The sequence below is a fragment of the Niastella koreensis GR20-10 genome, from assembly GCF_000246855.1.
GTDB classification, from domain to species: domain Bacteria; phylum Bacteroidota; class Bacteroidia; order Chitinophagales; family Chitinophagaceae; genus Niastella; species Niastella koreensis.
Genome location: NC_016609.1, coordinates 6,626,777 through 6,652,247, shown reverse-complemented (window position 1 = coordinate 6,652,247; position 25,471 = coordinate 6,626,777). Strand labels below are relative to the sequence as shown.

Below are 25,471 nucleotides of genomic sequence, written 5' to 3'. Positions count from 1 at the left end.
TGGTATCTTGATTAAAATTAACCGGTTTGCACAATTATAATATTGCGCATCAAATATAAGTGTGTATTTTTACGCCATATTTGAAGCACTTTCCACGTTTTACCTAATTAAGTACTGTTAAGATTTCCGTTTAAAATCCTTTCTGCGAATCGCCCTTATTAATCTTATGTCGCTTACCAACCGAATTTTTTTGTATGGCGCAAGTGGCCATGCCAAAGTAATCTGTGAAATACTGGAAGCCCAGGGCCGGAACCTCTATGGATTGATAGATGATAATCCACAAATAACATCGTTACTGGATTATACCGTGTACAACACCTTGCAGCAGGCTGCGGTGGAACCGGAAGATGAATTTATCATTTCAATAGGCAATAACCGCATAAGGAAAATAGTAGCTCAAAAGTTAAGTGGGGTAAAGGTTACCAATGCAATTCATCCCGCTGCTGTAATTTCACCACGCAGTTCAATTGGTGGTGGAACTGTGGTAGTGGCAAATGTTTGTGTTAATGTACACAGCACTATCGGGGAACATGTTATATTAAACACCAATTGTTCTATAGACCATGATTGTGTGGTGGGCGATTTTGCGCATATTTCACCTGGTGTTGCCCTGGCAGGAGATGTGCATATAGGGGAAGGAACGCAAATAGGTATTGGCGCTTGTGTAAAACAAGGTGTTCGTATAGGTAAGTGGGCAATGGTGGGCGCCGGTGCGGTGATCATCAGGGATGTGCCGGATTATGCAGTGGTAGTGGGGAACCCGGGCCGGGTAATAAAAATGAATCAGCCGGAATAATTTCATAAAGAATTATACTGCGGATAATACTTAAATAACCTGGTTGGTAGAAATTGTTTTATTTGCGAAAGCATATTATTTTGCCATTTTAAGTTGCATTAAATGAAAGAGAAAATCTGGTTGTCGTCCCCGCATATGGGAGAAAAGGAAATGAAGTATGTTCAGGAAGCATTTGCTACAAACTGGATTGCACCGTTAGGCCCTCATGTGAACGGACTGGAAGAGGACCTGGAGGCATATTTAGGAAATAATGTACATGTGGCAGCGCTGAGTTCAGGTACGGCAGCCCTGCACCTGGCATTGATAATACTGGGTGTTAAGGCTGGTGATGAAGTAATTTGTCAGTCATTGACTTTTTCTGCATCCGCTAACCCTATAGTGTACCAGGGCGCTTCGCCTGTATTTATTGACAGCGAGGAAGCCACCTGGAATATGTCGCCCGAATACCTGGAAATAGCTATCCGGGACCGCATACAAAACGGCAAAAAGCCCAAGGCTATCATTGTAGTTCACCTGTATGGGATGCCTGCCCAAATGGATGAAATTATGAGGATTGCCCGCCGGTACGAAATACCGGTGATTGAAGATGCTGCGGAAGCCCTGGGTTCAACCTATAAGGGAAGGGCAGTAGGCACCTTCGGGGATTTGGGTATCCTGTCTTTTAACGGGAATAAAATTATCACCACATCCGGTGGCGGAGCTCTTATTTCCGCCAACGAAGAATATATAGATCAGGCCCGCTTTTTAGCTACCCAGGCCCGCGATCATGCCCCCCATTATCAGCATTCACAAATTGGCTACAATTACCGCATGAGTAATGTATGTGCGGGTATTGGCCGTGGCCAGATGGAGGTATTGCCGCAACGGGTTAACCAACGCCGGTTCAATTTTGACTTTTACAAACAAGCCCTGGGTGACATAAACGGAGTACAATTTATTACCGACCCCGGCCCAGATTTCTACTCTAACCACTGGTTAACTACCATCCTGGTTGACGGTGATGACTATTCAGTAATTGATATTCAGGATGCTTTGAATGAAGATAATATCGACTGCCGGCCTTTATGGAAGCCCATGCATTTACAGCCGGTGTTTAAAAACTGCCTGTATTTTGGCAATGGGGTAAGCGAAACCCTGTTCGACAAAGGTCTTTGTTTACCATCGGGTTCAAATTTGACCCAAAGCGAATTAAACCGGGTAGTGACGCGGATCAGGGAAGTGGTGAATATGAAAAAATCATTTAAAAATATTGCAAATAATCCAATTTCTTGCGTAACTTTCGCCTTAGTTACAGCCCTCGCAATGTTTCTATGAGTATCCTTAATTAATATCTGATAGTAGTAGTCCATTTCCGGCCAAAAACTACGATTCAAGGATATTTTCTGAATTTGATCCATCCGATCCTTTGAAATGTCTCCATAACAAATCCATCTGTTGTCCTTCTATTTAGCCTCAGTTGATCAATATCCTCGTGCAAATCCGCATGTATATGTTGTTGTTGCTGTGGTAATCCTTTGAACTTCCTGCTATTACAATCCATTTTTCTGTGCATTCAATGTAACCCTGGATCCATATTTCCTGCGTAATATCCACATTTCGCTTGGCCATCCCCTGCATAACGCGCATGGTCATTCCATTTATTTCCTGGAAAATCCACGTGTTAGGAACAATCAACATTGTAAACTCATTTGCTAATAGCATGAAGAAGTTTCTGTCATTCTCCAGGCCTGTACCCAGATGGGTAATTTTGATAATAGACCTGGTTATTACCGGGTTCTCATTTACATTATCATATTTTATTGTAAAACAATTTGAGTTTTCCGCAATAATGCGCGGGCACTTTTTTGTATATACACTCCTTTATTGTGCACTTTCGCTGCCGGTGTTTTATACTATGCGCATACACACGGGCATGTTGCGGTTTTCGAACGTGTACGATATGATGCGGATATCCCTGGCAGTTTTAATCACCGGTGTACTATATCCCATAGCAGTTGTATTCCTCGTAAACAGAGAATACCACATTAATTCGCTGAACATTCCGGGCGTATTGTTGATAAACTTCTTTATCAGTTGCACCCTGCATATGATGTTGCGCTCTGCGGTTCGCGGTTTTTATTATTACGTAAAACATAATGCCATTGTGTTGAGGGAAAATGTGCTGATCCTGGGTAGCGATTCCGAAGCCATGCTGGTAAAACAAGCTGTTGAGTCAAGCATCACCAATAAATTTGTAATTGCCGGGTTTGTAGAAACCGATATAAATAAAGCAGGCGTTACCATTCAGCAAAAGAAAGTATACCACATCAGGGAGCTGCCTTTGCTGAAAACAAAGAAGAAGATAGATAAGCTGATCCTGATGAACGAACAGCTCAATGGCGGAGATAAGAAAATGGTAATTGAAAAATGTTTGCAGTTCGGCATAAAAGTATTAACGGTCCCTCCTTCCGACCAATGGATCTATGGCAAGCTGAGCCTGAAACAAATTCAGGAGCTGCGTATTGAAGATCTGTTGCAACGCGAGCCTATTATTATCAATAACGAAAAAATTTCGAGCGAATTAAGCGGTAAAAGAATTCTGATAACAGGTGCGGCAGGTTCTATTGGTTCTGAAATTGTTCGCCAGGTGTTGTCATTCAATCCTGAAATGGTAGTGTTGTGCGATCAGGCTGAATCTCCCTTACATGAAATTCAGCTGGAGATGGAAGAAAAATTCCAGGGTTCAGATATTAAGGTCTTTATTGGGAATATTCGCGATCGCAACCGCATGCAGATCCCTTTCCGCGAATACCGTCCGCACTTTGTGTTCCATGCCGCAGCTTATAAGCATGTGCCCATGATGGAGAGGCATCCATCGGAAGCTATTCTTACCAATGTTATGGGAACAAAGATCATTGCCGACCTGTCTGTACTGTACAACGTGCACAAGTTTGTGATGATCTCAACCGATAAGGCGGTAAACCCAACCAACGTAATGGGCACCTCCAAACGGATAGCTGAAATGTATGTACAGTCGTTGAGTTCCGTTGCAGACAACCTGGTAGATCAAACTATCATGGGCCTTATCAATGGAGATAACAAAAATGGAGTGAGCGGCACTAAAACCAAATTCATCACCACCCGTTTTGGAAACGTGCTGGGTTCAAATGGTTCTGTGATCCCCAGGTTCCGCCAACAAATTCAACATGGCGGGCCGGTTACTGTAACCCACCCGGAGATCACCCGCTACTTTATGACCATTCCCGAAGCGGTTCAACTGGTAATGGAAGCGGCGATCATGGGTAAAGGCACTGAAATATTTGTATTCGATATGGGTAAACCGGTAAAGATCGTTGACCTGGCATTGAAGATGATCCGCCTGGCTGGTTTAACACCCGATGAAGATATCAAGATCGTATTTAGTGGTTTGCGTCCTGGCGAAAAATTGTATGAAGAGTTGCTGAACGAGAAGGAGAAGACATTGCCAACGCACCACGAGAAAATCAAAATTGCGAAGGTAATACCCTGCTCACATAAAGTTGTAAGAGATATTGAAGAATTGATCAGCATGGGCCGCCTGGAAGATAATTATGGCATAGTGAAAAAGATGAAAGAACTGGTGCCCGAATTCAAGAGCAAGAATTCTCAATACGAAAAATTGGATCTTCAACTTAATAAGGCCTACACAGCAACGGCCGCCGATTGAAACACCAACCTCAACAGGCAGCAGCCATAGTATATTGATGGGACCCGCTTAGCAATGTATTATGATGGTTGTTGCCTGTTTCTTTTACTGCACAATATTCCTTTTGCGCCGACAGCAATAAATATATAGCTGCCGGGCTTTTTTTTAAACAGCAAAAAGGGTATCTTTCTTTTAGGACCAAAGTGCTGCACCTCATTATAAATTTTTATAAACCACAACAACCCAATCCATGGTATACCTAATAATACCAGTAGCAATCCTGGTTATAATCTTTATTCTTATGTACTTATATGCCGGGCCCTTTTTTAAAGGACTGCCCGTACTGGTTTATCATAAGATCAGCAGTACAAAGAAACCCGATTTTTTAACTGTTGCTACTTCGCGCATGCGCGAACACCTGGAGTACATTACAAAAAAGGGCTACAATACCATTTTCCTCAGCGATATGATCGATTATATTGAGAAAGGTACGCCGCTGCCGCCTAACCCGCTCATGATTACGCTCGATGATGGTTTCAGGGATAATTATACCGATCTGTATCCTTTATTAAAAGAATTCAACTGTAAGGCCAATATTTTCATAGTTGCCGGTTTTGTGCAAACACCCGATAACCTTGGCCCGCGGGCCGAGGGAGAGTTTATGCTGGTAGAAGAAGCAAAAGAAATTTGCCGTGAAAGGGTTCAATATGGCCTGCATACCATGTATCACCAGAGCTACCACCATATGACGCTGGATGAAATTGATGAAGACATGCGTCAGAGCAAACAACGGCTCGATGAGTTGGGGATCCCTTATCAACCAGCCTTTGCTTATCCTTTTGCCGCCTATATGAAAGATGATCCTGTTAAGCAAAAAGCCATGTTCGGTATTCTGAAAAAATATGGGGTACGGTATGCCTTTAAAGTAGGCGACCGGTTAAATAAAATGCCCATGAAGAACATGAACCGGTTGTTGTTAAACCGGCTGCATATGAACGGGGCCTACAACATGTTTAAGTTCAGGATGGCCACCATAGGTTTTATTAGAATTGTACAGCGTTTTGAGCGCATAATGAAATAAACGTATTCCGATTTATAATTTGTAAATACAAGGTAATGGACGAGTTGATCAGGTCTGACCTTTATCGCTACTTTGGCCGTAACGACCGGAAAACATTTTTTAAGGGCCTTTCGGTGCCCGGCTTCCGGTATTCTTTTGTTTTGCGAAAATGCGCCCGTTACAAAAGATTTTCGCTCCCCGGTATTTTTTATCGCCTGCTGTATCAGCGCTATAAATACAAATATGGCTTTCAGATCCCCATTACCACCAAAATAGGGAAGGGGCTGTATCTGGGCCATTTTGGAATGATAGTAGTGAATGGCAAGGCTGTTATTGGCGATAACTGCAACCTGGAGCACGGGGTTACCATTGGCCAAACCAATCGGGGTAAAATGAAAGGCAGCCCGGTTATCGGAAACAATGTATGGATAGGCACCGGATCGGTACTGGTGGGGAATATCAAAATTGGCGATAATGTATTGATTGCGCCCAATTCATATATAAACTCAGATATTCCTGCCAATAGTTTGGTTTTAAGTAATCGTGCGCTTGAAATAATTCCGAAAGAGAATGCGGTGGAAGGATATGTAAATAACCCGGTTAAATGACATACTACCTAATGATAGTATATATAATAATAGTTTTAGTAGTTGTTATAGCAGCGATATATATAATTAAAATGGGAACTGCATTTGGCGGGTTCCCGGTGTTGAATTACCACAAAATAAATAATGGCAGTGAAGTTGATTTTCTCACCGTGAATACGACGGAACTGCGCAGGCATTTTAGTTATCTGAACAATAAGGGCTATACCACCGTTTTCATCAGTGATGTGCTGGCCCATATTGAACAGAAAAAGCCACTGCCGGCCAAACCGGTTATGATAACACTCGACGATGGTTACCGCGACAATTACACCGCTTTATATCCGGTATTGAAAGAATATAATATTAAGGCGAACATCTTCCTGGTGGGCGGCTTTATTCAATCGCCCGATAAAAAGCATCTGGACCCAAATCCCATGGGCGAGTTCATGCAGGCGCAGGAAGCGGTGGAAATGAGCAAAGACCTGGTTGAGTTTGGGCTGCATACCTTCAGTCACCAGAGCTATTCAAAATTGAGCCTGCCCGAAATAGAAGCAGATCTTAAAAAAACAAAAGCCAGGTTGCAGGAACTGGGTATTCCCCTTCAGCCCTGCCATGCGTATACTTTTGGCGCTTACAACCAAAAGGATGGGAATAAGCGCCAGGCTATGTTTGAGCTGCTACAACAAAATGACATCCGCCTGGCTTTCCGGGTAAGTAATTGGGTTGATAAACTGCCGCTTCAAAATAAATACTTCATCAGCCGTATTCACGTAAATGGCTTGTTTCCGTTATGGAAGTTTAAAGTGGCGTTGTGGGGCTTCATAAAAATCTTCAATCGCATTGAAAGTTTGCTGAAATAGCCTGCCGCTGCATATGGTTTAAAAGTAGCCACAAAAGTTTTTTCGCTCCTCGTTTTGCCCAGTCAGTGCTGTGAAATGTTTTTATTACAATTAATAGCGACGGGCCTTTTTGATTTTGTTTTCTTCTTCTTTATAGTATATATGTTCTGCCAGTTCTATTAAATTTAATTTTAATGGAACTGGCTTTTTTGTTTCTCACCAATACATCTGATCTGCACGTTTTTCTCAACTCATCGTACAATTCCTTCTTTTGCTTTATTTTCTTAGACTCCTGTTAGCCAGCTGTTTTCCACATTTCACTAAGTACAAGTGCTTAGTGAAAAATAGTATAAACTCCATAACAGAATAGTATGTTTCCGTTGTGTACATACCAGGCAATACTGCATTTTGAAATCTAAAATTTTTCACCATACTTTTTTTTATTGTGCGCAGTTTATAATAAATACCAGCACGGTAGCGAGTTCTATGAAGATGAGTATTTTAAAATAGCGAGCAAATCATTTCATATTTGATTTCGGGAAATGTATTTGACTTAAGTCTATTTTTTTATGATTCTTTTAATGAACAAATTTTTGGGCATCATGTTTGTTGAGCTTACCGTGAAATTACTCTTTAAGAAAAACGTAAAAATATCCCTATGAATCACAACACTACTCGAAGGAAGTTCCTCCGTGACACGTCTTTGACTGCTACCGGAGTAGCTATTGCCACCCAATTGGGGGCGAAGAAGCAGGAAATCCGTGCCAGCGTAGTTAAGTGCGCGCCTCGCCAAACATTCGCATTGGAAGGTACTATCTCCACAGTACAATCAGGCAATTGGTCTGATCCCGGGACCTGGGGTGGTAAATTACCCGGTCCTTCAGACATCCCACTCATTTCATCAGGGCATACAGTTACTTACGATTTAACAACGGCAAGTTATGCAGGTGTAAGTGTAAGCAGTGGAGCCACATTACAGTTCGACAGCAACAATAGCAGAACGTTGCAGACTTCAGGTAATGTAGTAGTAGAAGGTAAATTAACAATGCGTCCCTCATCTGCCAGTGTAATTCAATTATTACAATTTATTAATATCAACGAAAGCAATTTCGTTGGTGGCGGTATGGATGTGTTGACCACAGATGTTGGCTTGTGGGCAATGGGATCAGGTATTCTGGATCTGGTAGGAACCACCAAAACTGCGTTTGTACGTGCCTCAGGCAACATTGCCGCTGGCGCCACCAGCATTAATTTAAACAGCTCTCCAACAGGCTGGCAGGTGGGCGATGAAATCAGCATCGCACCAACCGATTCACCTGCTGTGGGCGACGCTTATCTTACAGGCTTTGATGAGCGGACTATCAAAAGTATTTCGGGATCATCAATTACCTTAAGCGCGGCTACCTTGCGTGCGCATCCACAGATCAATAACATGTGGACTGCAGAGGTAATTAACCTTACAAGAAACGTGCGGGTTGAAGGAACTGCCAAGGGCAGAACGCACATTTTTATTCGTTCTTCTGTACCACAATCAATTTCGAACATCCAGATCCGGTACATCGGTCCCCGCAAAGACCGTGGTGGCGACTCTACCGCGGAGTTTGTTTTGGGAAGATATGGCATTCACTTTCACCACTGTGATAACGGCAGCGTAGGATCGGTGGTAGAAGGTTGTGTAGTGCGCGACACCGGCAGCCACTGCTATGTACCCCACGCCTCGAATGGCATAACCATGAAGGGCAACGTAGCCTACAATGGAATGGAGATCGCCTTCTGGTGGGATGTACTTGACTTAACACATGCTATTACCTGGGATGGTAACCTGGTGGCCATCAGTAATTTCATTCACAATGCGCTCGATGTGGATTCCAGTGATGCACCCACTTTTGCATCCAGCGGTTTCTTATTAGGAATTGGTGACGACAACGTTTGCAACAATAACGTAGTAATAGGCACTACCGGCGACTTTAGGGCAGGTGGCGCTTATTACTGGATGGAAGGAAAGATTGAAAGCATTTGGGAATTCAAGAACAACATGGCCCACAACTGCCATTGCGGTCTGATCTCCTGGCAAAACAACCTGAAGAACCACATCAATCACGATTCCATCATATATAATTGTGGAATGGGCATTTACCACGGTGCTTATACAAACACTTATTTGTACACTGGTGGTTATATTTACAACAGCCTGATAACAATCAAAGCATCATCTGGAAACAGCAATGCATTAAAGTTCCAGAACCTGATCATCGATGCAGCTGGTCAGGATTATGCCATTGTGCTGGACGAAGGTCCTTTGGATGGAGCCAGACCGGTATTTATCAGAAACTGTACCATTACAGGTCACAAAGTAGCAGGTATTATGAACGCCTCACCACAGGCGTTGAAAGACCTTGATATCATCATGTGTACCACATCTGGTATTGCAGGTGGCGCGCTGGCCCTGGCCTCAAGCGCAGTGGATTATCTGCTGAGTCCAGTTGCATCCTCCACTGAGAACATCAGGGTTCAACCCATTTCCGGCACACCTTATATGCTTACCAAATCAGGTAAATCAACCATTGCCCCGTTTGCAGCTACTATCTGGGGAAATGGACTTGGTTTGAAAGGCGATTATTTCAGTGATGCCGCCTTATCGAAGCCCGTATTTTCAAGAATAGATCCCAATATCAGCTTCGTTGACTGGACAGAGCTTGGGGTAAATTATAGAATCACAAGTAATACCTACTCAATACGCTGGACTGGAAAAATAATGGCCCAGTTCACTGAAGCTTACACCTTCACGCTGGAAACAGGCGGAGGGGTACGGTTTTGGGTAGATGGTAAGCTTCTTCTTGATAGCTGGAAGGAAATGTACCCCGGTCAATTGAATGCTACCGCCATTAACCTGGTAGCAGGCCAGAAGTACGATATCAAGATAGAACATTTCAATACAGACGACCGTATGGGAATGGGTTTGTACTGGTCGAGCCCCAGTACAATAATGGAGTATGTTCCTATGGACCAGCTTTTCGCTGATCCTATTGGCACCACCCCACCACCTACAACCAATCAACCACCAGTTGCCAATGCCGGAACTGATATGACCATTACGTTACCTGCAAACACAGTAACCCTGGATGGAACAGCTTCGAAAGATCCGGATGGAACTATCAAAACCTACGCATGGGCAAAAACCGGCGGTCCTTCGCAATACAACATTACCAGCGCAGGCGCCGCAACCACAACCGTAACCGGTTTGGCCGCAGGTGTATATGTATTCCGCTTAACAGTAACCGATGATAAAGGCGCAACAGCTACAGACGACGTAACGGTAACTGTACAGGCTGCAAACCTGGCGCCGGTAGCCAATGCAGGTGCTGACATTAATCTTACCCTTCCCAATAACAGCGCAACGCTGAATGGCGGGGCGTCAAAAGACCCTGATGGCACTATTGCAACATATGCCTGGACAAAAGTTAGCGGGCCTTCCAATTTTACTTTTGCCAATGCCAGCTCTGCAGCAACAGCAGTAAGTGGACTGGTAGCAGGTACTTATGTGTTTCGCTTAACTGTAACCGACGATAAAGGTGCAACTGCTTATGATGATGTGAACGTGATCGTAAGTAATACCACTACACCAGCCAACCAGGCACCTGTATCCAATGCAGGAGCTGACCAGGTAATTACCCTGCCAACAAACAGCGTAACCCTGAATGGTTCCGGTTCAAAAGATCCTGATGGTTCAATTACCAAATATCTTTGGACACAATCAGGCGGACCAAATACGGCCCTGATCGCCAGTGTGGGTTCTGCCATTACAGTGGTAAGCAACCTGGTAGTAGGTACGTATGTGTTCAGTTTAACTGTAACTGATAACAGCGGCGCCACGGCCAAAGATGATGTTACCATCGTGGTGAACGACGTAACATCACCAGGTAACCAGCCTCCGGTAGCCAATGCCGGCAATGATGTTACCGTACAGCTGCCAAACGCCGGCATTACGCTGGATGGATCGCAGTCTTATGATGCTGATGGTAAGATCGTTGCCTACAAATGGGTGAAAATAAGTGGACCTACCACCTTCACTTTGTTAACCCCATCGGCAGCCACCACAGTGTTGAACAACATGGTTGCCGGTACTTATGTATTCAGGCTTACTGTTACCGACGATAAAGGCGCCACCAACACCGATACCGTTACCGTAACCGTGCTTGGAGTAAAACAACCAGACCTGGGTATTTTAACAGTTGTTGCTTCGCCCAACCCTTCAACTACCACATTCAAATTGAAGATCACCAGTGCGAATACAGATCCGATCTTTATTCACATTTATGATTCAACCGGCGGGTATGTTACCTCTATCTATAATGTAAGCAATAATGCCACAATTACTGTGGGGGCTTACTGGAGACCGGGTATATACACCGTGGTTGTATGGCAGGGAAGTATCAAAGCAATTACTAAGTTAGTGAAGCAGTAATCCCGATTTTAAGCATATAAAAAGTCCCTCGATTTAATTGGGGGACTTTTTTATTTATGGTGCGTACAGGCAAAAAAAAGAGCAGGCCTTTGGCCTGCCCGGATATGGTTTTCGGTGTTGAAACCGAATCTTACATTTCGGTTTGCATCCGAGAAGAGGCTTTATCGGCAGCTTTTTTACCATTTTGCCACATGTCACTAAGTTTGTCAGACCATTTGCCGGCTGAATCCTTAATGTTCTTTCTGATATCACTTCCTTTTTCAGGAGCTAATAACATTCCCACTGCGGCGCCAACAGCAGCAGCACCCACCAGGCCCAGAATAACTTTAGTTGTTGTAGTCATGATTATAAATTTTAAATAAGTAATAGATTTGTTGTTAATAATTGTCTTCAAATCCTGTTCCGCAATTAATTCCTTGACTGATAAGATTGTATAAAAGGCCACTGTCCATAAAAATCCCCATTGAGGGAAGAACCCCGTTACGATGTTTTACGACTGCCGGCGGCGAGTACAACCACTCCGCAGGCGGCAATGCCAATACCTGCATACAATGGCCACGAAAGCGTATGTTGTTCTTTTTTCTTTATTTCAACAGGACCCAGATCAGCTACTTCCTTTTTAGTGGTGAAGTTTACTTCTTTCATAATGATCATGAGTATGCCAATGACGATCAGTAAAATGCCTATCAGTTTCATGTTAATTGGTTTATGTGTTAACGTCATATCAGCTAAAATTTCATGCCCGGCAGGAAAGGATGGTGTAGAGATTAATCTACAGCAGTATAAATGAATAAGATACGAAAAGGTAAAAACAAAAGGAGGGAACCATTGCTGATTCCCTCCCTGGGTTTAATGATTCTTTTTACTCTGCTTCATGGCCCATGGTAATGCATGGGTGGATAAGGTATTGAAGGATAAGGCAAGCAAACTGAGGATCATTAGTGCCAGGAGTTGTCTGAAAAAGAAAGTAAAGAAGTTTCCGGAATGTTTCTAAAGCTCCTTTTTCACTCCCGGCCTGGGGGCTGCTTTTATAGGACAAGGTAACCATTAGGACAAGGTAACCATTAGGACAAGGTACCAGTGACAAGGTTGTAAGCCAAGAGCGGCAAGGAGCAAAAGAGTGTAAAGAGGTTTTTATGGAAAGCGCTTGACAGCTCTTTTACTCGCTATTGGCTCTTGATTTCAAGGACAAGGTTAAGACTAAGTGCAGGAAAGCAAAGGAATCCTTTACTTTTTACGCTTAGCTGGTTGGGACAAGGTTAATGGACTATTCTGGTATAAAGCTTTGTCGTGTACAAACTAATAGGTTACATACTGCATAATGGCTAAAAACCTGTACTTCCTGCTGAAAACCGGCCTGTAATAAAATTTCGTTGTACATTTTATTCTCGGCTTCGGGTTCAGCGATGATCTGTTTGATCTCAGGGAATAAAAAGAAATATTCCAAACAGGTTTGAAGGGCTCTGAGGTGTAGGGGGCGAACGTTACTCCTGTTGGTGTTCATCAGAAGCCGTATAATATAATCGCCGTTGGAAGTTGGATATGTATCATATAACTCGTCCTTGTCAGCAGCACAAATATCAATCTGGCAAAGAGCGAGCCGGTTATTCAATAATACCATAAATGAACGGGCAAAATCAGAACTGCCTGCATACAGGTAACTGGCTGCTACAGTATCAGCAGCGCGGCTTAGTTTCCATGCCCAGTTATATATGGCGGGCATGTCTAGCGGAATGTTAAAAGGGCGTAACGATAACGTATACGAAGAAGGTTGAAAAAGTTTTGAATAAACTATTCCCTTCTTCGAGTGCAGGCCGGTTGAAGAAATTAACCCATCCTTCAAGCCTGTGATTCCTGGTGTAGTGCATGTTATTTGCATAACGGTTGTATAAGCTCCCGGTAATTTAGTCCGGGAACTTTAAGTGCCTAACCAGAGCCTTTGAATAATTACAAGAATTTAAGGCGTAGTATCGCTAAATTCTTACTTGTTGCTACTATTGACAGAATGCCTTGATGAAAACACCGGAATCCTGTTTCGTGACAACAGGAAATTTGTGAATCTTGCGTGAATACGCCCCATCATTTATATAGCGATACATAGAAGTACTTAGAAATAACGGGCAGGACAGGAGTCCTGTTAAAAACTACGTTTTGAAGTATGAATTTGTTGTAATGTATAACGTTTTATAACAACCGTATATATGTATTAGCAGATTTATTGGTGGTTATTCGGTGCCCGCCAATAAATCTGCATTTGTAACCGGACCAATGATGATAAGCGCCGGATGAGTTATGTGTTGTTCCAGCGCCAGCTGTGGCAGGTCTTTGATGGCGCTCCTGACAAGTTTATGTTGCGGCGTTGACGCATAATGAATGATAGCAGCAGGCATATCACCATAACCCTTATCGATATATATGCTGGCAATTTCAGGCAGCTTTTTCATACCCATATAAATAACAACGGTGGCTTTGCTTTGTATGGCCAGCTGCAGATCGGCAGATAAAGAGCCATCTTTTTTAGTACCGGTAACTACCCATATACTTTCGCTGATATTACGAAAGGTTAAAGGAATGTCGTACAAGCCACTGGCCTGCATACTGGTAATACCGGGAATGAACGTTGTTTTTATTCCATGTTGGCGGGCAAACAATATTTCTTCAAACCCTCTTCCAAAAATAAAAGGATCTCCGCCCTTTAACCGCAATACCCTGCCTTTTGAAAAAGCCTTTTCTTTTATCAATTCATGTATTTGTTCCTGCGGCGTATAATCGCCATAGGGAAGCTTACCTACATAAATGTTTTCACAACCAGGTTTGGTATAATCGAGCAATGACTTATTTACCAGGTTATCGTACAATACAACCGGTACTTCCTGTAAAAGTTTGTATGCTTTCAGGGTAATGAGTTCCGGATCGCCGGCGCCGGCGCCTGCTACTATTAATTCGGGTTCTACGGTTAATACAGCCACTAAAAATATTTTATTAGAAGAGATCATTCATTGATATGTGCCAACAGCTTATCGGCATCCACTATACAGATGTTCTTGCCCGATAAAGTAATGCTGCCTTCCTGCACCAGTTCATTCATGAGCCTGAATACGGTTTCATACGTAGTGCCGGTATAGGAGGCCAGGTCCTGGCGGCTGAGGTTTATATCAAGAAACCCTTCCGGGGTGGTACCAAAGGTTGACTGAATAGATAACAACGCCTGGGCAATCCGGCCAATAACCGGCATATGTGCCAGGTTGCGCATCTTTTTTTCAGACTCCTTCAGTTCTCCGGCAAAGAACATCATCAGTTCATACAGGAACTGTGGGTTCACTTTAAGGGTCGATTGAAAAAAGCCAATATCTATAAAGCATACCTCACTTGGCTCCAGAGCCGTGGCCGATACGGGATAAAAAACATCATTACCCAAACCACGATGGCCGAGTATGGCGCCATTCCTGGCCAGGCGAACGATCAGCTCTTTATCCTCTGTCCATTTTTTATGAACCTTGAAGGTACCTTTATATATAAAGTATATACCGGTTACTTCACTGCCTTCGGTAAAAAGCACTTCACCTTTATTTACATGAAAGTTCTGGCGATGCGCATCCACCGCCGGAAGCCATTCCTTTGAGCAGAGTTTGCATAAAAAGCAACTCTTCAGATCACAACCATGTTTACTTCGTTTCACTGGCTAAATTTATATGTAATATTATTTAATACATGCTTTTCCGGTCAAACCAGTCGGCAAAATCGCATTAGTCGCTAGTGTGAGTCATGCTTTCCGGTTCCTACCCCAAAAATGAGAGAAAAATTTAAATAATTATACATTAGTTAAATAAATATATTAGATATATTTGAAATTCGAGTATAAATTACAACAAAAAGCACGTATTTTTATTACAGAGATCACAAAACAACGGATAAAATTTTAGCGAATTGCCATTTAGTTCTTACATGTGATTTTATATAATATAAACGATTGCCTGCGTATTAACTGACACTTAAAACCGCAGATTATGAAAATAGTAGTTATCGGCAATGGAATGGTTGGATACAAGTTTTGTGAAAAGCTAACAGCCAAAGCCCAATCAGGGCAAATAGAATTAGTGGTTTTTGGTGAAGAAACCCGCCCGGCTTACGATCGCGTTCATTTGAGTGAATACTTTGCTGGTAAAACAGCTGAAGACCTCACAATGGCAGGTCTTGACTGGTATGCCGAAAGAAATATCAAATTGTATTTAGGAGATCCCATCTCTTATATAGATCGCGAACAAAAAACTGTTCGTTCTCACCACGGTATTACCGAATCTTACGATTACCTGGTGCTGGCCACCGGCTCAGCCGCCTTTGTTCCGCCCATCCCCGGCGTTGAAAAAGAAGGCGTATTTATTTACCGCACTATCGAGGACCTGGAACTGATGACGGCCTATGCTAAAAAGGCAAAGACCGGTGCAGTAATTGGTGGCGGTTTGCTGGGTCTGGAAGCGGCTAAAGCCATGATAGACCTGGGTGTTACCAATACCCACGTAATTGAATTTGCTCCCCGTCTTATGCCCCGGCAAATTGACGAAGCCGGTTCCAACATCTTAAAAGCAAAGCTGGAATCACTGGGGCTTTCCATTCATACAAGTAAGAATACGTCTGAGATCCTGGGCGATCAGTTTATAAATGGTATGCAGTTCTCGGACGATACCAAACTGGATGTTGACATGCTGGTGATCTCTGCCGGTATTAAACCACGCGATGAGTTGGCGAAACTGGCCGGTTTGGAAACCGGGCACCGTGGCGGTATAGTAGTGAACGATAAATTAACAACCGCCGATCCATTCATCTTTGCCATTGGCGAATGTGCTTTGCATGGCGGAATGATCTACGGTTTGGTGGCGCCCGGTTATGAAATGGCCGAAGTGGTAGCTGCCAACCTGATGGGCGGCGACAAATCGTTCACCGGGTTCGATATGAGCACCAAGCTGAAACTGATTGGTGTTGATGTGGCCAGCTTTGGTGATCCGTTTGTGGCGCATACCGAAGGCCGAAGCATAGTGTTGGAAGACAGCATGAAGGGTGTTTACAAACGCATTAATATTTCAAACGACGGAAAATATTTATTAGGCGGTATCCTGGTGGGTGATGCGGAAGCCTATAATATGTTACTGCAAACCAGCAAGAACAAAGTGGTATTGCCGCCCAATCCGGAGGATGTGATCCTTGGCGCCCGCGGCGGTTCTGGTGGCGAAGGCGGCGCCGGTATTACCAGCCTGCCCGATGATGCGCTGATCTGCAGTTGCGAAAGCGTTTCAAAAGGCGATATCTGCAAGGCGGTATGTGATGGCAACGAAACCATGGACGCTATTAAGAAATGTACCAAAGCAGGTACCGGTTGCGGTGGTTGCGTTCCCATGGTAAAAGACCTCATTAACCATACGCTTAAATCACAGGGAAAATATGTACGCAATGTAATCTGCGAACACTTTAACTACAGCCGTCAGGAATTGTACGACCTGGTGAAAGTGCATAAGCTGATGACGTTTGATGAAGTGTTGAATAAACTGGGTACAGGCGATGGCTGCGAATTGTGTAAACCTCCTGTTGCCTCTATTTTGGCCAGTTTGTGGAATGAGATGATCCTGGCTAAAGGAAACGATACCGCGCAGGACAGCAACGACCGCTTTTTAGCCAACATTCAAAAGGGCGGTACCTATTCAGTAGTGCCCCGTATTCCCGGTGGAGAAATTACACCTGAAAAACTGATCGTAATCGGAGAGGTAGCTAAGAAATACAATCTTTATACAAAAATTACCGGCGGTCAGCGTATCGATCTATTCGGTGCACACGTAAGTGATCTGCCTGCAATCTGGAGTGAACTGATCGCGGCAGGTTTCGAAAGCGGCCATGCTTATGGTAAAGCCTTACGCACGGTAAAAAGCTGCGTAGGCAGCACCTGGTGCCGGTTTGGTTTGCACGACAGTGTTAGTTTCGCTATCCGGATCGAGGAGAGATACCGTGGCCTGCGTGCGCCTCATAAATTGAAATCAGCTGTATCGGGTTGTATTCGCGAATGTGCCGAAGCGCAAAGCAAAGACTTTGGCATTATTGCTACCGAAAAAGGCTGGAACCTGTATGTGTGCGGAAACGGCGGTTCAAAACCACAACACGCCTTATTGCTGGCTACCGATCTGGATTCAGAAACCTGTATTAAATACATCGATCGCTTTTTGATGTTCTATATAAAAACCGCTGACCCCTTAACCCGTACTGCTACGTGGTTGAATAAAATGGAAGGCGGGATAGATTATCTGAAAAATGTAGTAGTGAATGACAGCTTAGGCATAGCTGAACAGCTGGAGGCAGAAATGCAATTGCTGGTAGATAATTACAAATGCGAATGGAAGGAAGCGGTTGAGAATCCTGAGATCCGGAAACGTTTTTCGCATTTTGTAAATGCGCCTGCAGAGAAAGATCCTTCCATTCAGTTTGAACCCATGCGGGAACAGAAAAAAGCGAAGGAGTGGAAGTAGCCAATAAGTAATAGACAATTTGCAATTGGCAAATAATAACAAAGCTTCATACCTGGTAGGGCCAAGGGCCGCCATTCTTCTGATATACTAAAACATTCACACCCAAACTTGCTATATGACCGGCCGGTATAACCGGCACTGGTTACGTATGCCCACGGTTGCTTATCATTTACTTTAGGCAAAACAAGGCAAACAGTTTGACATTCGGCAACCCTTGCCAATTGCAAATTGCCGGTTGCCAATTGATTTCCGGCGAAAGCCGGACAGGGAATCCTTTTGTATAAACACAATGACATGTTATGATCCAAGAAAACGTACTTACCTGGTTTTTAGCCTGCCGTACTACAGATGTGCCTGAAAACGGAGGTGTTTGTGTAAAGTATCACGACGAACAAATTGCGCTCTTCAATTTCAGTCGCCGCGGCGAATGGTATGCCACCCAGAATATGTGCCCGCACCGCATGCAAATGGCCATAAGCCGGGGAATGATAGGAACACAAAACAGCGAACCCAAAGTGGCATGTCCCTTTCACAAAAAAACCTTCTCATTGGCTACCGGTAAATGTTTGAGTGGCGATGATTGCGGCGATTTAAAGACCTATCCGGTAAAAATAGAAAATGACCTGGTATATATAGGAATTGAAGAATAACGAATAACGTTTTGGTTAACGGTTGCCTGCCTGCATAGTATTTAACGATTGCCTGCCATATTGTAAACCAAATTAAGTAACCAAACTAACTGTATGCTAAAAGCAAAGAACAATAAAGGCAATTAAAAAACCCCGGCAGATGGCAGTCTGGCCGGGGAAAAGCAAATCACGACAAATGAATGGATCATCATCGTAAAAAACCAAAACAAAAGTATGAGGAAAAAATTAATTTTCATGGCAGTAACCGGAGTAGCATATTTACTGGGAAAGCCTGCTAACAGTTTTGCGCAATTTTCACTGGCAGGACAGTTGCGCACGCGTACCGAAGTACGTGATGGCTATGGCACTCTCAATGCAAAAGGTACTGACCCTGCTTTTTTAACCTCTCAACGCGCCCGCCTTATCTTTGGCTACAAGTGGGACCGTGTAAACTTCAATTTCTCTGTTCAGGACGTTCGGGTGTGGGGACAGGATGCTTCCACGATCAATAATGCCGATGGAAACAAACTGATGGTGCATGAAGCCTGGGCAGAAGTAACGCTTATGAATGCGGCTGATACCACCATAAAAACAAAAGGTATCGACAATCTTTCTTTTAAAATCGGCCGTCAGGCATTAATATATGACGATACGCGGTTATTAGGCGATTTAGACTGGTTACAACAAGGGCGCCGTCACGATGCATTGTTGATAAAAGCAATGCATCATGGCTGGCAGGTTGACCTGGGCGCCGGATTTAACCAAAACACCGATGCGTTTGGCTATACCGGAACCGGTTATATCGCCGGCAACGTTCCTCCCTATGTTACCAATTCACTGGGCACGCTGGTAGCTACCCCGGCAGGTCTATTACCCCTGGCGCCTAATGGCGCTATCAGCGCGGCCAGCAGCAAGGCTGGTACGCCCGTGCTGGCTAATAATGTAAGTACCAATGGCATGAACCAGCAATACAAAAGCATGCAAATGCTGTATGTAAGCCGCAAGTTCGGCCAGGTGAAATTCGCCGGACTTTTCTTTAAAGATGATTTCGCAAAATACCGCCTCGATTCAACAGGCACTGCTGCTACCGGTTATGTGTATGGCAGAAGGTACGACGTAAAAGGCGTGAACAGCCGCCTTACTTATGGTTTACTCATCAACGGCTCGTTTGGTAAGGGAACAGGATTGAAGAACGCATTCCAGGTAGGTGCTTATTTTCAAAGTGGAAAAGACCGGGATGGAAAAGACCTGAATGCTTCTCATTACACCGCCTCACTCACATTACAATCAGGTAAAATAAGTTTTGGTCCTGGTTATGAATATTTATCAGGCAACAGCACCACAACGGCTGCTACCGAAACACATCGCTTTGATCCCTTATATGGCACACCGCACAGGTTCTGGGGCTATATGGATTACTATTATGTAGGAACAGGTTCACCCGTGGGCGGTTTGCAGGATGCTTATTTTAAGGTTAAATACCAGGCCACCCGTTTTTTTGTAAGCCTGGATGCGCACAATTTTATGCTGGCTCAGAATGTGGCCAATGCAGGCGATCCTGATAAAGCCAATATAGATAAGAATTTAGGCTACGAGTTTGACTTTATAGCCAATTATTCACTCAATAAATTCACCACCCTGGAGCTTGGGTACTCATACATGAAGGCGAACAACAGCACCGAGTATGTTAAAAGAGCTACCATGGACCAGGCAAGGCACAATGCCAACTGGGCGTACCTGATGATTAACATTAAACCAGATTTCTTTTTCAAAAAACAGTAGCAAGTGAGATCGTGAATCGTGAATCGGCAATCCGCGTTGCGGCAAACCGGAAACCGGCAACCTGAAACTTGTAACCTGCAACTGCCCCTTGAGTTTTAAAAGCAATTTTTAAACAGAATTAAACTTAAGATATGAACCAACCACTCGATAAATTAAAAATATTCTCACTCAGCGGTATCCAAATGAAAACGTTTCATATTACCTGGCTGATGTTCTTTGTTTGCTTTTTTGGCTGGTTTGGCCTGGCGCCACTGATGCCCACCATTCGTGTCGATCTCGGATTAACAAAAGCACAGATCGGGAATATCATTATTGCTTCCGTGTCTTCAACCATTATAGCCCGGCTGGTAATTGGCCGGTTTTGCGATACCTGGGGGCCGCGGATCACTGCTGTGCGGTTGCTGCTGGTGGGTTCTGTCCCGGTTTTTTTGGTGGGCCTGGCGCATGATTATACGACCTTTCTGTTGTTCCGCCTGGCTATTGGGGTAATCGGCGCTTCATTTGTTATTACGCAGTTTCATACGTCTATGATGTTTGCCGCAAAAATTAAAGGTACTGCCAATGCGGTTACTGGTGGCTGGGGCAACCTGGGCGGCGGTGTTACCAACATGGTTATGCCCCTGATCTTTGCAGCCATTGTAGGATTTGGTTATACCCCCCACGAAGCCTGGCGTTATGCCATGATTGTACCTGGCGTAATGATGCTGATCATGGCCTTCCTGTATTACAAATTCACAAAAGATACCCCTGCTGGTAATTATAAAGAAATTGGCCGTACTGCAGGTGCAAAATCAAAAACTGACTGGTCTGTGTTGGGTGACTGGCGCGTATGGGCTTTGGCGATGGCGTATGGAATGTGTTTTGGCATGGAAATCACCTTCGATAACGTAGCCTCTCTGCACTTTGTAGATACGTTTAAACTGAATCAAAGCAGCGCAGGTTTTTGGGCAGGGATCTTTGGGTTTATGAACCTGTTTGCCCGTGCATTGGGTGGTATAGTTTCAGATAAAGTAGGCAACAAGTATGGCATGCGCGGCAAAGGCCTGTTGCTTGGCTCGGTATTAATACTCGAAGGTTTGGGACTGCTGGTGTTTGCACAGGCCGGCACCCTGGTACTGGCCATCGCCTCTATGTTGTTGTTTGCCCTGTTCCTGAAAATGGCAAACGGCGCCACTTACGGCATCGTTCCATTTATTAATGAAAAAAATGCAGGTCTGGTAGCCGGTATTGTAGGCGCAGGTGGCAACCTGGGTGGTATGGCCTTCGGGTTCCTGTTTAAATCAGACTCTATTACTTATATAGAAGCATTCCGGTACATAGGTATTATAGTGATCGTTGTTTCAGTTATCATCTTTATTACCCGGTTCCGTAAGGGCGCAGCAAAAGAAGAACTGGAGCCGGTAGTAGCAGCAGCCTAAAAACAACCGAAGAATAATAAATATTGAATGTCGAATGTCGAAGGGAAGGAGAATATTGGCTTGTACTTCGGAATTCAAAATTCGGCGTTCAATATTCAACATTTCAAAAGCATGAGTATGAATAATCAGCATTCCGGTTCTGCGACTACTACCTGCAGCTATTGCGGGGTGGGTTGTGGTATAGTGGTAAATAAAGACAAGAAGGGGAACATTACGGTGGAAGGGGATAAGAATCACCCGGTGAACAGGGGCATGCTGTGTAGCAAGGGAATGAATCTGCACTATACTGTGAATGATAAAAGCGACCGCTTATTGTACCCGCAAATGCGCTATAACAAGAATATGCCCCTGCAACGTGTATCGTGGGATGAAGCGCTGGACCGTACCGCTGCTGTATTTAGAACTTTCATTGATAAGTTCGGCCCTGATTCTGTTGCTTTTTATGTTTCCGGCCAATGCCTTACCGAAGAGTACTATGTGATTAATAAACTCATCAAAGGATTTATAGGAAGTAATAATATAGACACCAACTCCCGGCTGTGCATGAGCAGTGCGGTGGCTGGCTATAAGATGGCACTGGGCGAAGACAGCGTGCCCGGTTGTTACGATGATATTGAACTGGCAGATTGTTTTTTTATAACCGGCGCCAATCCGGCCTGGTGCCATCCCATTTTATGGCGCAGGATAGAAGCGCATAAAGCGGCAAATCCGCATGTAAAGATCATTGTAGCCGATCCGCGTAAAACAGATACCTGTTCACTGGCCGATGTGCATTTGCAACTGAACCCCGGAACAGATATTACGCTGAACCACGCTATTGGCCGCCTGCTGATAGAAAATGGCGATGTAGATCTTGATTTTGTAAAGAACCATGCCGAAGGGTATGAGCAATATAAAAAGATCGTTTTTCAAAGAACGCTCGACGAAGCTGCCGCGATCTGTGGCATTGATAAAGCCCTGATTATCCTGGCTGCGCAACACATCGGCAATGCCAAAGGCTTTATGAGTTTGTGGACGATGGGGTTGAACCAAAGTGCCGTAGGGGTGAACAAAAACCTCAGCTTAATAAACCTCAACCTCATTACCGGTCATATTGGCAAACCCGGTTCTGGCCCGTTTTCATTGACCGGGCAGCCGAATGCCATGGGTGGCCGCGAAGTAGGCGGGTTGTCGAACATGTTACCTGCGCATCGCGATCTCGCCAATCCGGAACACCGCTCGGCAATAGAAAAGTTCTGGGGCGGAAAACAACTTTCTCCCAAACCCGGGTTAACGGCTACGGAAATGTTCGATGCCCTGAACGAAGGCAAACTGAAAGCGATCTGGATCATCTGCACCAACCCGCTGATTAGTTTACCCAATGTGCGGGTGGCTGAAGAAGGATTGAAGAAAGCGAAATTTGTGGTGGTGCAGGACATGAGCAACAAACCCGAAACGCTGAAATATGCCGACGTGATTCTGCCCGCCGCTTCCTGGACGGAGAAAGAAGGCACCATGACCAACTCGGAACGTCGCATTTCATACTTGAACAAGATCGTTGATGCGCCCGGCGAAGCATTGCCCGATGCTGAGATCATTTGCCGCTTTGCGAAAAAGATGGGGTATCATGGTTTTGATTTTGAGAATGCCTCAGCCATTTACGATGAGCATGCCCAATTGACCGAGGGCACTAACATCGATATCAGCGGATTAAATTATAGTGTTTTGCAAAACAGGAGGTCAGTGCAATGGCCATACCCAAAGGGGGAAACCGGCCAGGGCACTGTACGCTTGTTTACCGACAAAACTTTTTATACGCCTTCCACCAAAGCGGTGATTCACCCGGTTCCGGATGAAAATACCAGCGAAAAACCGGATGGCGATTTTCCGTTCATTCTAACTACCGGCCGTATTCGCGATCAATGGCATACGATGAGCAAAACCGGGAAGGTAAATAAACTGAAACAACATATTTCACAGTCCTTCCTGGAAATTCACCCTGACGATGCGCGCCGCCTGCATTTAAAGGATGGAGATATAGCAGTGGTAAGCTCGCGCCAGGGCGAAGTACGGGTAAAGGCGCAGGTGTCGGCCACCATAAAACCAGGGGTGGTATTTATTCCCATGCACTGGGGCAAGATCCTGAACAGTGATCTGAACCGCGCAAACAATGTTACCAGCGCGATGGTAGACCCCATCTCAAAGGAGCCGGATTTTAAATTCTGTGCCGTACAGGTAGCGCCCTATAAAAAGCCGCGTCAGCGCATTGTGATCATCGGAGCTGGCGCCGGAGCGTTTGGTTTTGTGAAATCGTACCGCGAAATGAATAAGGAAGATGAACTGGTGATCTTCAGCAAAGAGAATTTCCCTTTTTACAATCGCGTAATGTTGCCCGATTACATCAGCGGCACCCAAAACTGGGAGCAGCTGATCAAAATGAAAGAATCCGAAGAGCCTGGTTACAATATCAAATTATATAAAGGCGTCAGTATAGAGAAAATAGACCGCGAGAACAAATGCGTGGTCGATTCAACGGGTCGCACTACTTATTACGATGTGTTGTTGATGGCAACAGGCAGCCGGGCAGCCATGCCGCGTAATGTTCCTTCATTAAAAGGGATCTTTACCATGCGCAGCCGTACAGATGCCGACGAATTTAAAAACCATGTGCCTTCCGATGGGCATGTGGTGATTGTGGGTGGTGGATTACTGGGGCTGGAGCTGGCAGCATCATTACGCGAGGTTGGCATAAAAGTGACCATCATCCAACGCATTTCTCGTTTCCTCGACCGGCAGCTCGATCCGTTGGGAAGCCAGTTTTTACACGAAGAAATGGTTGACCAGAATTGCGATATCTATTATGATGATGAAGTACAGTTATTTTATGGCCGTACCGAATTAACCGGCATTCGCCTGAAAAGCGGAAAGGTGATCGATTGTAATGCCCTGGTATTTGCCATTGGTACAGTTCCGAACATCGAGCTGGCCAAAGAAACCGGTTTGCATTGTCAACGCGGAGTAATTGTAAATGAACGTTTGCAAACCAGCGACCCGAATGTATTTGCCATTGGAGAGATTGCCGAATTTGAAGGCGTGTTATATGGCATTACTGCGGCTGCCGAACAACAGGCGCATGTGGTGGCCCGCTATCTGCAAGGCGATATTGCCAGCTACTACAAAGGCAGCCTGTTCATGAACATTATTAAAATTCATGGCTTCGATCTGTGCAGTATAGGAATTCCTGAGTGCCCCAATGATGATTATGAAGAGATCATTTTCCTGGATAAGGCAAAACGGTATTATAAAAAATGTATCATTCACCAGGACCGCCTGGTAGGTGCTATATTAATTGGTGATAAAAGTGAGTTCCAGGAATTCAGGGAGCTCATTGCCAACAAAATTGAGCTGAATGAAAAACGCCTGCAATTATTACGCAGCGGCAAAAAAGCCGAACCGGTATTAGGCAGGCTGGTATGCAGTTGCAACAATGTGGGCAGTGAAAACCTGAAGAACAAGATCAACGAAGGTTGTACCGACTTTAAGCAATTGTGTTCATCAACAGGGGCGGGCACTGGATGTGGATCATGCAGACCGGAAGTGCAAAGGATTTTAGAAGAAACCTTAGCGGGAGTAACAAGCAACGTGCTTGCAAAGTAGCAAGCTGAAAGCCGAAAGCTTAAAGCAAAAAGCAATACACCGCTGCGCGGCAACTTGGAACTCGGAACCTGGAACTCGGAACTCTG

At 44.5% G+C, this 25,471-nt stretch carries 18 protein-coding genes; 12 read left to right on the top strand and 6 right to left on the bottom strand.

Going from position 1 to position 25,471, the window contains the following annotated elements:
* The first annotated feature begins 166 nt into the window (after window positions 1-166).
* Both NIAKO_RS26225 and NIAKO_RS26220 read left to right on the top strand, forming a co-directional pair.
* Complete coding sequence (locus NIAKO_RS26225) at window positions 167-796, top strand: acetyltransferase (protein WP_014221484.1); 630 nt, start codon at window positions 167-169, stop codon at window positions 794-796.
* Window positions 797-898: 102 nt separating this feature from the next.
* Entirely contained in the window at window positions 899-2,110 is a 1,212-nt protein-coding gene (locus NIAKO_RS26220; RefSeq protein ID WP_014221483.1) for a DegT/DnrJ/EryC1/StrS family aminotransferase, read from the top strand.
* Window positions 2,111-2,248: 138 nt separating this feature from the next.
* Here NIAKO_RS26220 and NIAKO_RS38745 read toward each other — a convergent pair whose 3' ends face one another.
* Window positions 2,249-2,473, bottom strand: a complete 225-nt coding sequence (locus NIAKO_RS38745; RefSeq protein ID WP_133055302.1) for a hypothetical protein — start codon at window positions 2,471-2,473, stop codon at window positions 2,249-2,251.
* 22 nt (window positions 2,474-2,495) lie between these two features.
* Between NIAKO_RS38745 and NIAKO_RS26210 the strand changes: the two genes are divergently transcribed.
* The 5 genes from NIAKO_RS26210 to NIAKO_RS26190 all read left to right on the top strand — a co-directional run bounded on the left by NIAKO_RS26210 (window position 2,496) and on the right by NIAKO_RS26190 (window position 11,411).
* Window positions 2,496-4,481: a polysaccharide biosynthesis protein gene (locus NIAKO_RS26210; protein ID WP_041347329.1), complete on the top strand. Its 1,986-nt coding sequence runs from the start codon at window positions 2,496-2,498 to the stop codon at window positions 4,479-4,481.
* Window positions 4,482-4,761: 280 nt separating this feature from the next.
* A complete protein-coding gene (locus NIAKO_RS26205; RefSeq protein ID WP_165761272.1) occupies window positions 4,762-5,541 on the top strand; it encodes a polysaccharide deacetylase family protein in 780 nt (259 codons plus the stop codon).
* Between the two features lie 35 nt (window positions 5,542-5,576).
* Window positions 5,577-6,128 (top strand): serine O-acetyltransferase, encoded by a 552-nt coding sequence (locus NIAKO_RS26200; RefSeq protein ID WP_014221480.1) that lies wholly within the window; start codon window positions 5,577-5,579, stop codon window positions 6,126-6,128.
* A gap of 71 nt (window positions 6,129-6,199) precedes the next feature.
* The gene (locus tag NIAKO_RS26195) at window positions 6,200-6,967 is read left to right on the top strand and encodes a polysaccharide deacetylase family protein (RefSeq protein ID WP_041347327.1); all 768 of its coding nucleotides are present in this window, start codon (window positions 6,200-6,202) and stop codon (window positions 6,965-6,967) included.
* A 637-nt stretch (window positions 6,968-7,604) separates the two neighbouring features.
* Window positions 7,605-11,411, top strand: a complete 3,807-nt coding sequence (locus NIAKO_RS26190) for a PKD domain-containing protein (RefSeq protein WP_014221477.1) — start codon at window positions 7,605-7,607, stop codon at window positions 11,409-11,411.
* Between the two features lie 130 nt (window positions 11,412-11,541).
* Here the strand turns inward: NIAKO_RS26190 and NIAKO_RS26185 are convergent, their stop codons facing one another.
* The 5 genes from NIAKO_RS26185 to NIAKO_RS26165 all read right to left on the bottom strand — a co-directional run bounded on the left by NIAKO_RS26185 (window position 11,542) and on the right by NIAKO_RS26165 (window position 15,090).
* Entirely contained in the window at window positions 11,542-11,754 is a 213-nt protein-coding gene (locus NIAKO_RS26185) for a YtxH domain-containing protein (protein ID WP_014221476.1), read from the bottom strand.
* A gap of 137 nt (window positions 11,755-11,891) precedes the next feature.
* Window positions 11,892-12,107, bottom strand: coding sequence for a hypothetical protein (locus NIAKO_RS26180; protein ID WP_014221475.1), 216 nt, complete (start codon window positions 12,105-12,107; stop codon window positions 11,892-11,894).
* Window positions 12,108-12,678: 571 nt separating this feature from the next.
* Entirely contained in the window at window positions 12,679-13,134 is a 456-nt protein-coding gene (locus tag NIAKO_RS26175; protein ID WP_014221474.1) for a GNAT family N-acetyltransferase, read from the bottom strand.
* Window positions 13,135-13,636: 502 nt separating this feature from the next.
* Window positions 13,637-14,380 carry a uroporphyrinogen-III C-methyltransferase gene (cobA, locus tag NIAKO_RS26170; protein ID WP_041349369.1) on the bottom strand — a complete coding sequence of 248 codons (744 nt, stop codon included), beginning with the start codon at window positions 14,378-14,380 and terminating at the stop codon, window positions 13,637-13,639.
* Window positions 14,381-14,403: 23 nt separating this feature from the next.
* Window positions 14,404-15,090, bottom strand: a complete 687-nt coding sequence (locus NIAKO_RS26165) for a Crp/Fnr family transcriptional regulator (protein WP_014221472.1) — start codon at window positions 15,088-15,090, stop codon at window positions 14,404-14,406.
* Between the two features lie 328 nt (window positions 15,091-15,418).
* Here NIAKO_RS26165 and nirB point away from each other — a divergent pair, with 328 nt between their 5' ends.
* The 5 genes from nirB (at window position 15,419) to NIAKO_RS26140 (ending at window position 25,385) form a co-directional block, all read left to right on the top strand.
* A complete protein-coding gene (gene nirB, locus NIAKO_RS26160; RefSeq protein WP_014221471.1) occupies window positions 15,419-17,920 on the top strand; it encodes a nitrite reductase large subunit NirB in 2,502 nt (833 codons plus the stop codon).
* Between the two features lie 299 nt (window positions 17,921-18,219).
* On the top strand, window positions 18,220-18,570 hold the full coding sequence (nirD, locus tag NIAKO_RS26155) for a nitrite reductase small subunit NirD (RefSeq protein WP_014221470.1): 351 nt from the start codon (window positions 18,220-18,222) through the stop codon (window positions 18,568-18,570).
* Between the two features lie 234 nt (window positions 18,571-18,804).
* Entirely contained in the window at window positions 18,805-20,331 is a 1,527-nt protein-coding gene (locus NIAKO_RS26150) for an alginate export family protein (protein ID WP_041349367.1), read from the top strand.
* Window positions 20,332-20,462: 131 nt separating this feature from the next.
* The gene (locus tag NIAKO_RS26145; protein ID WP_014221468.1) at window positions 20,463-21,749 is read left to right on the top strand and encodes an MFS transporter; all 1,287 of its coding nucleotides are present in this window, start codon (window positions 20,463-20,465) and stop codon (window positions 21,747-21,749) included.
* A 117-nt stretch (window positions 21,750-21,866) separates the two neighbouring features.
* A complete protein-coding gene (locus NIAKO_RS26140) occupies window positions 21,867-25,385 on the top strand; it encodes a nitrate reductase (RefSeq protein WP_041347323.1) in 3,519 nt (1,172 codons plus the stop codon).
* Window positions 25,386-25,471 lie beyond the last annotated feature (86 nt).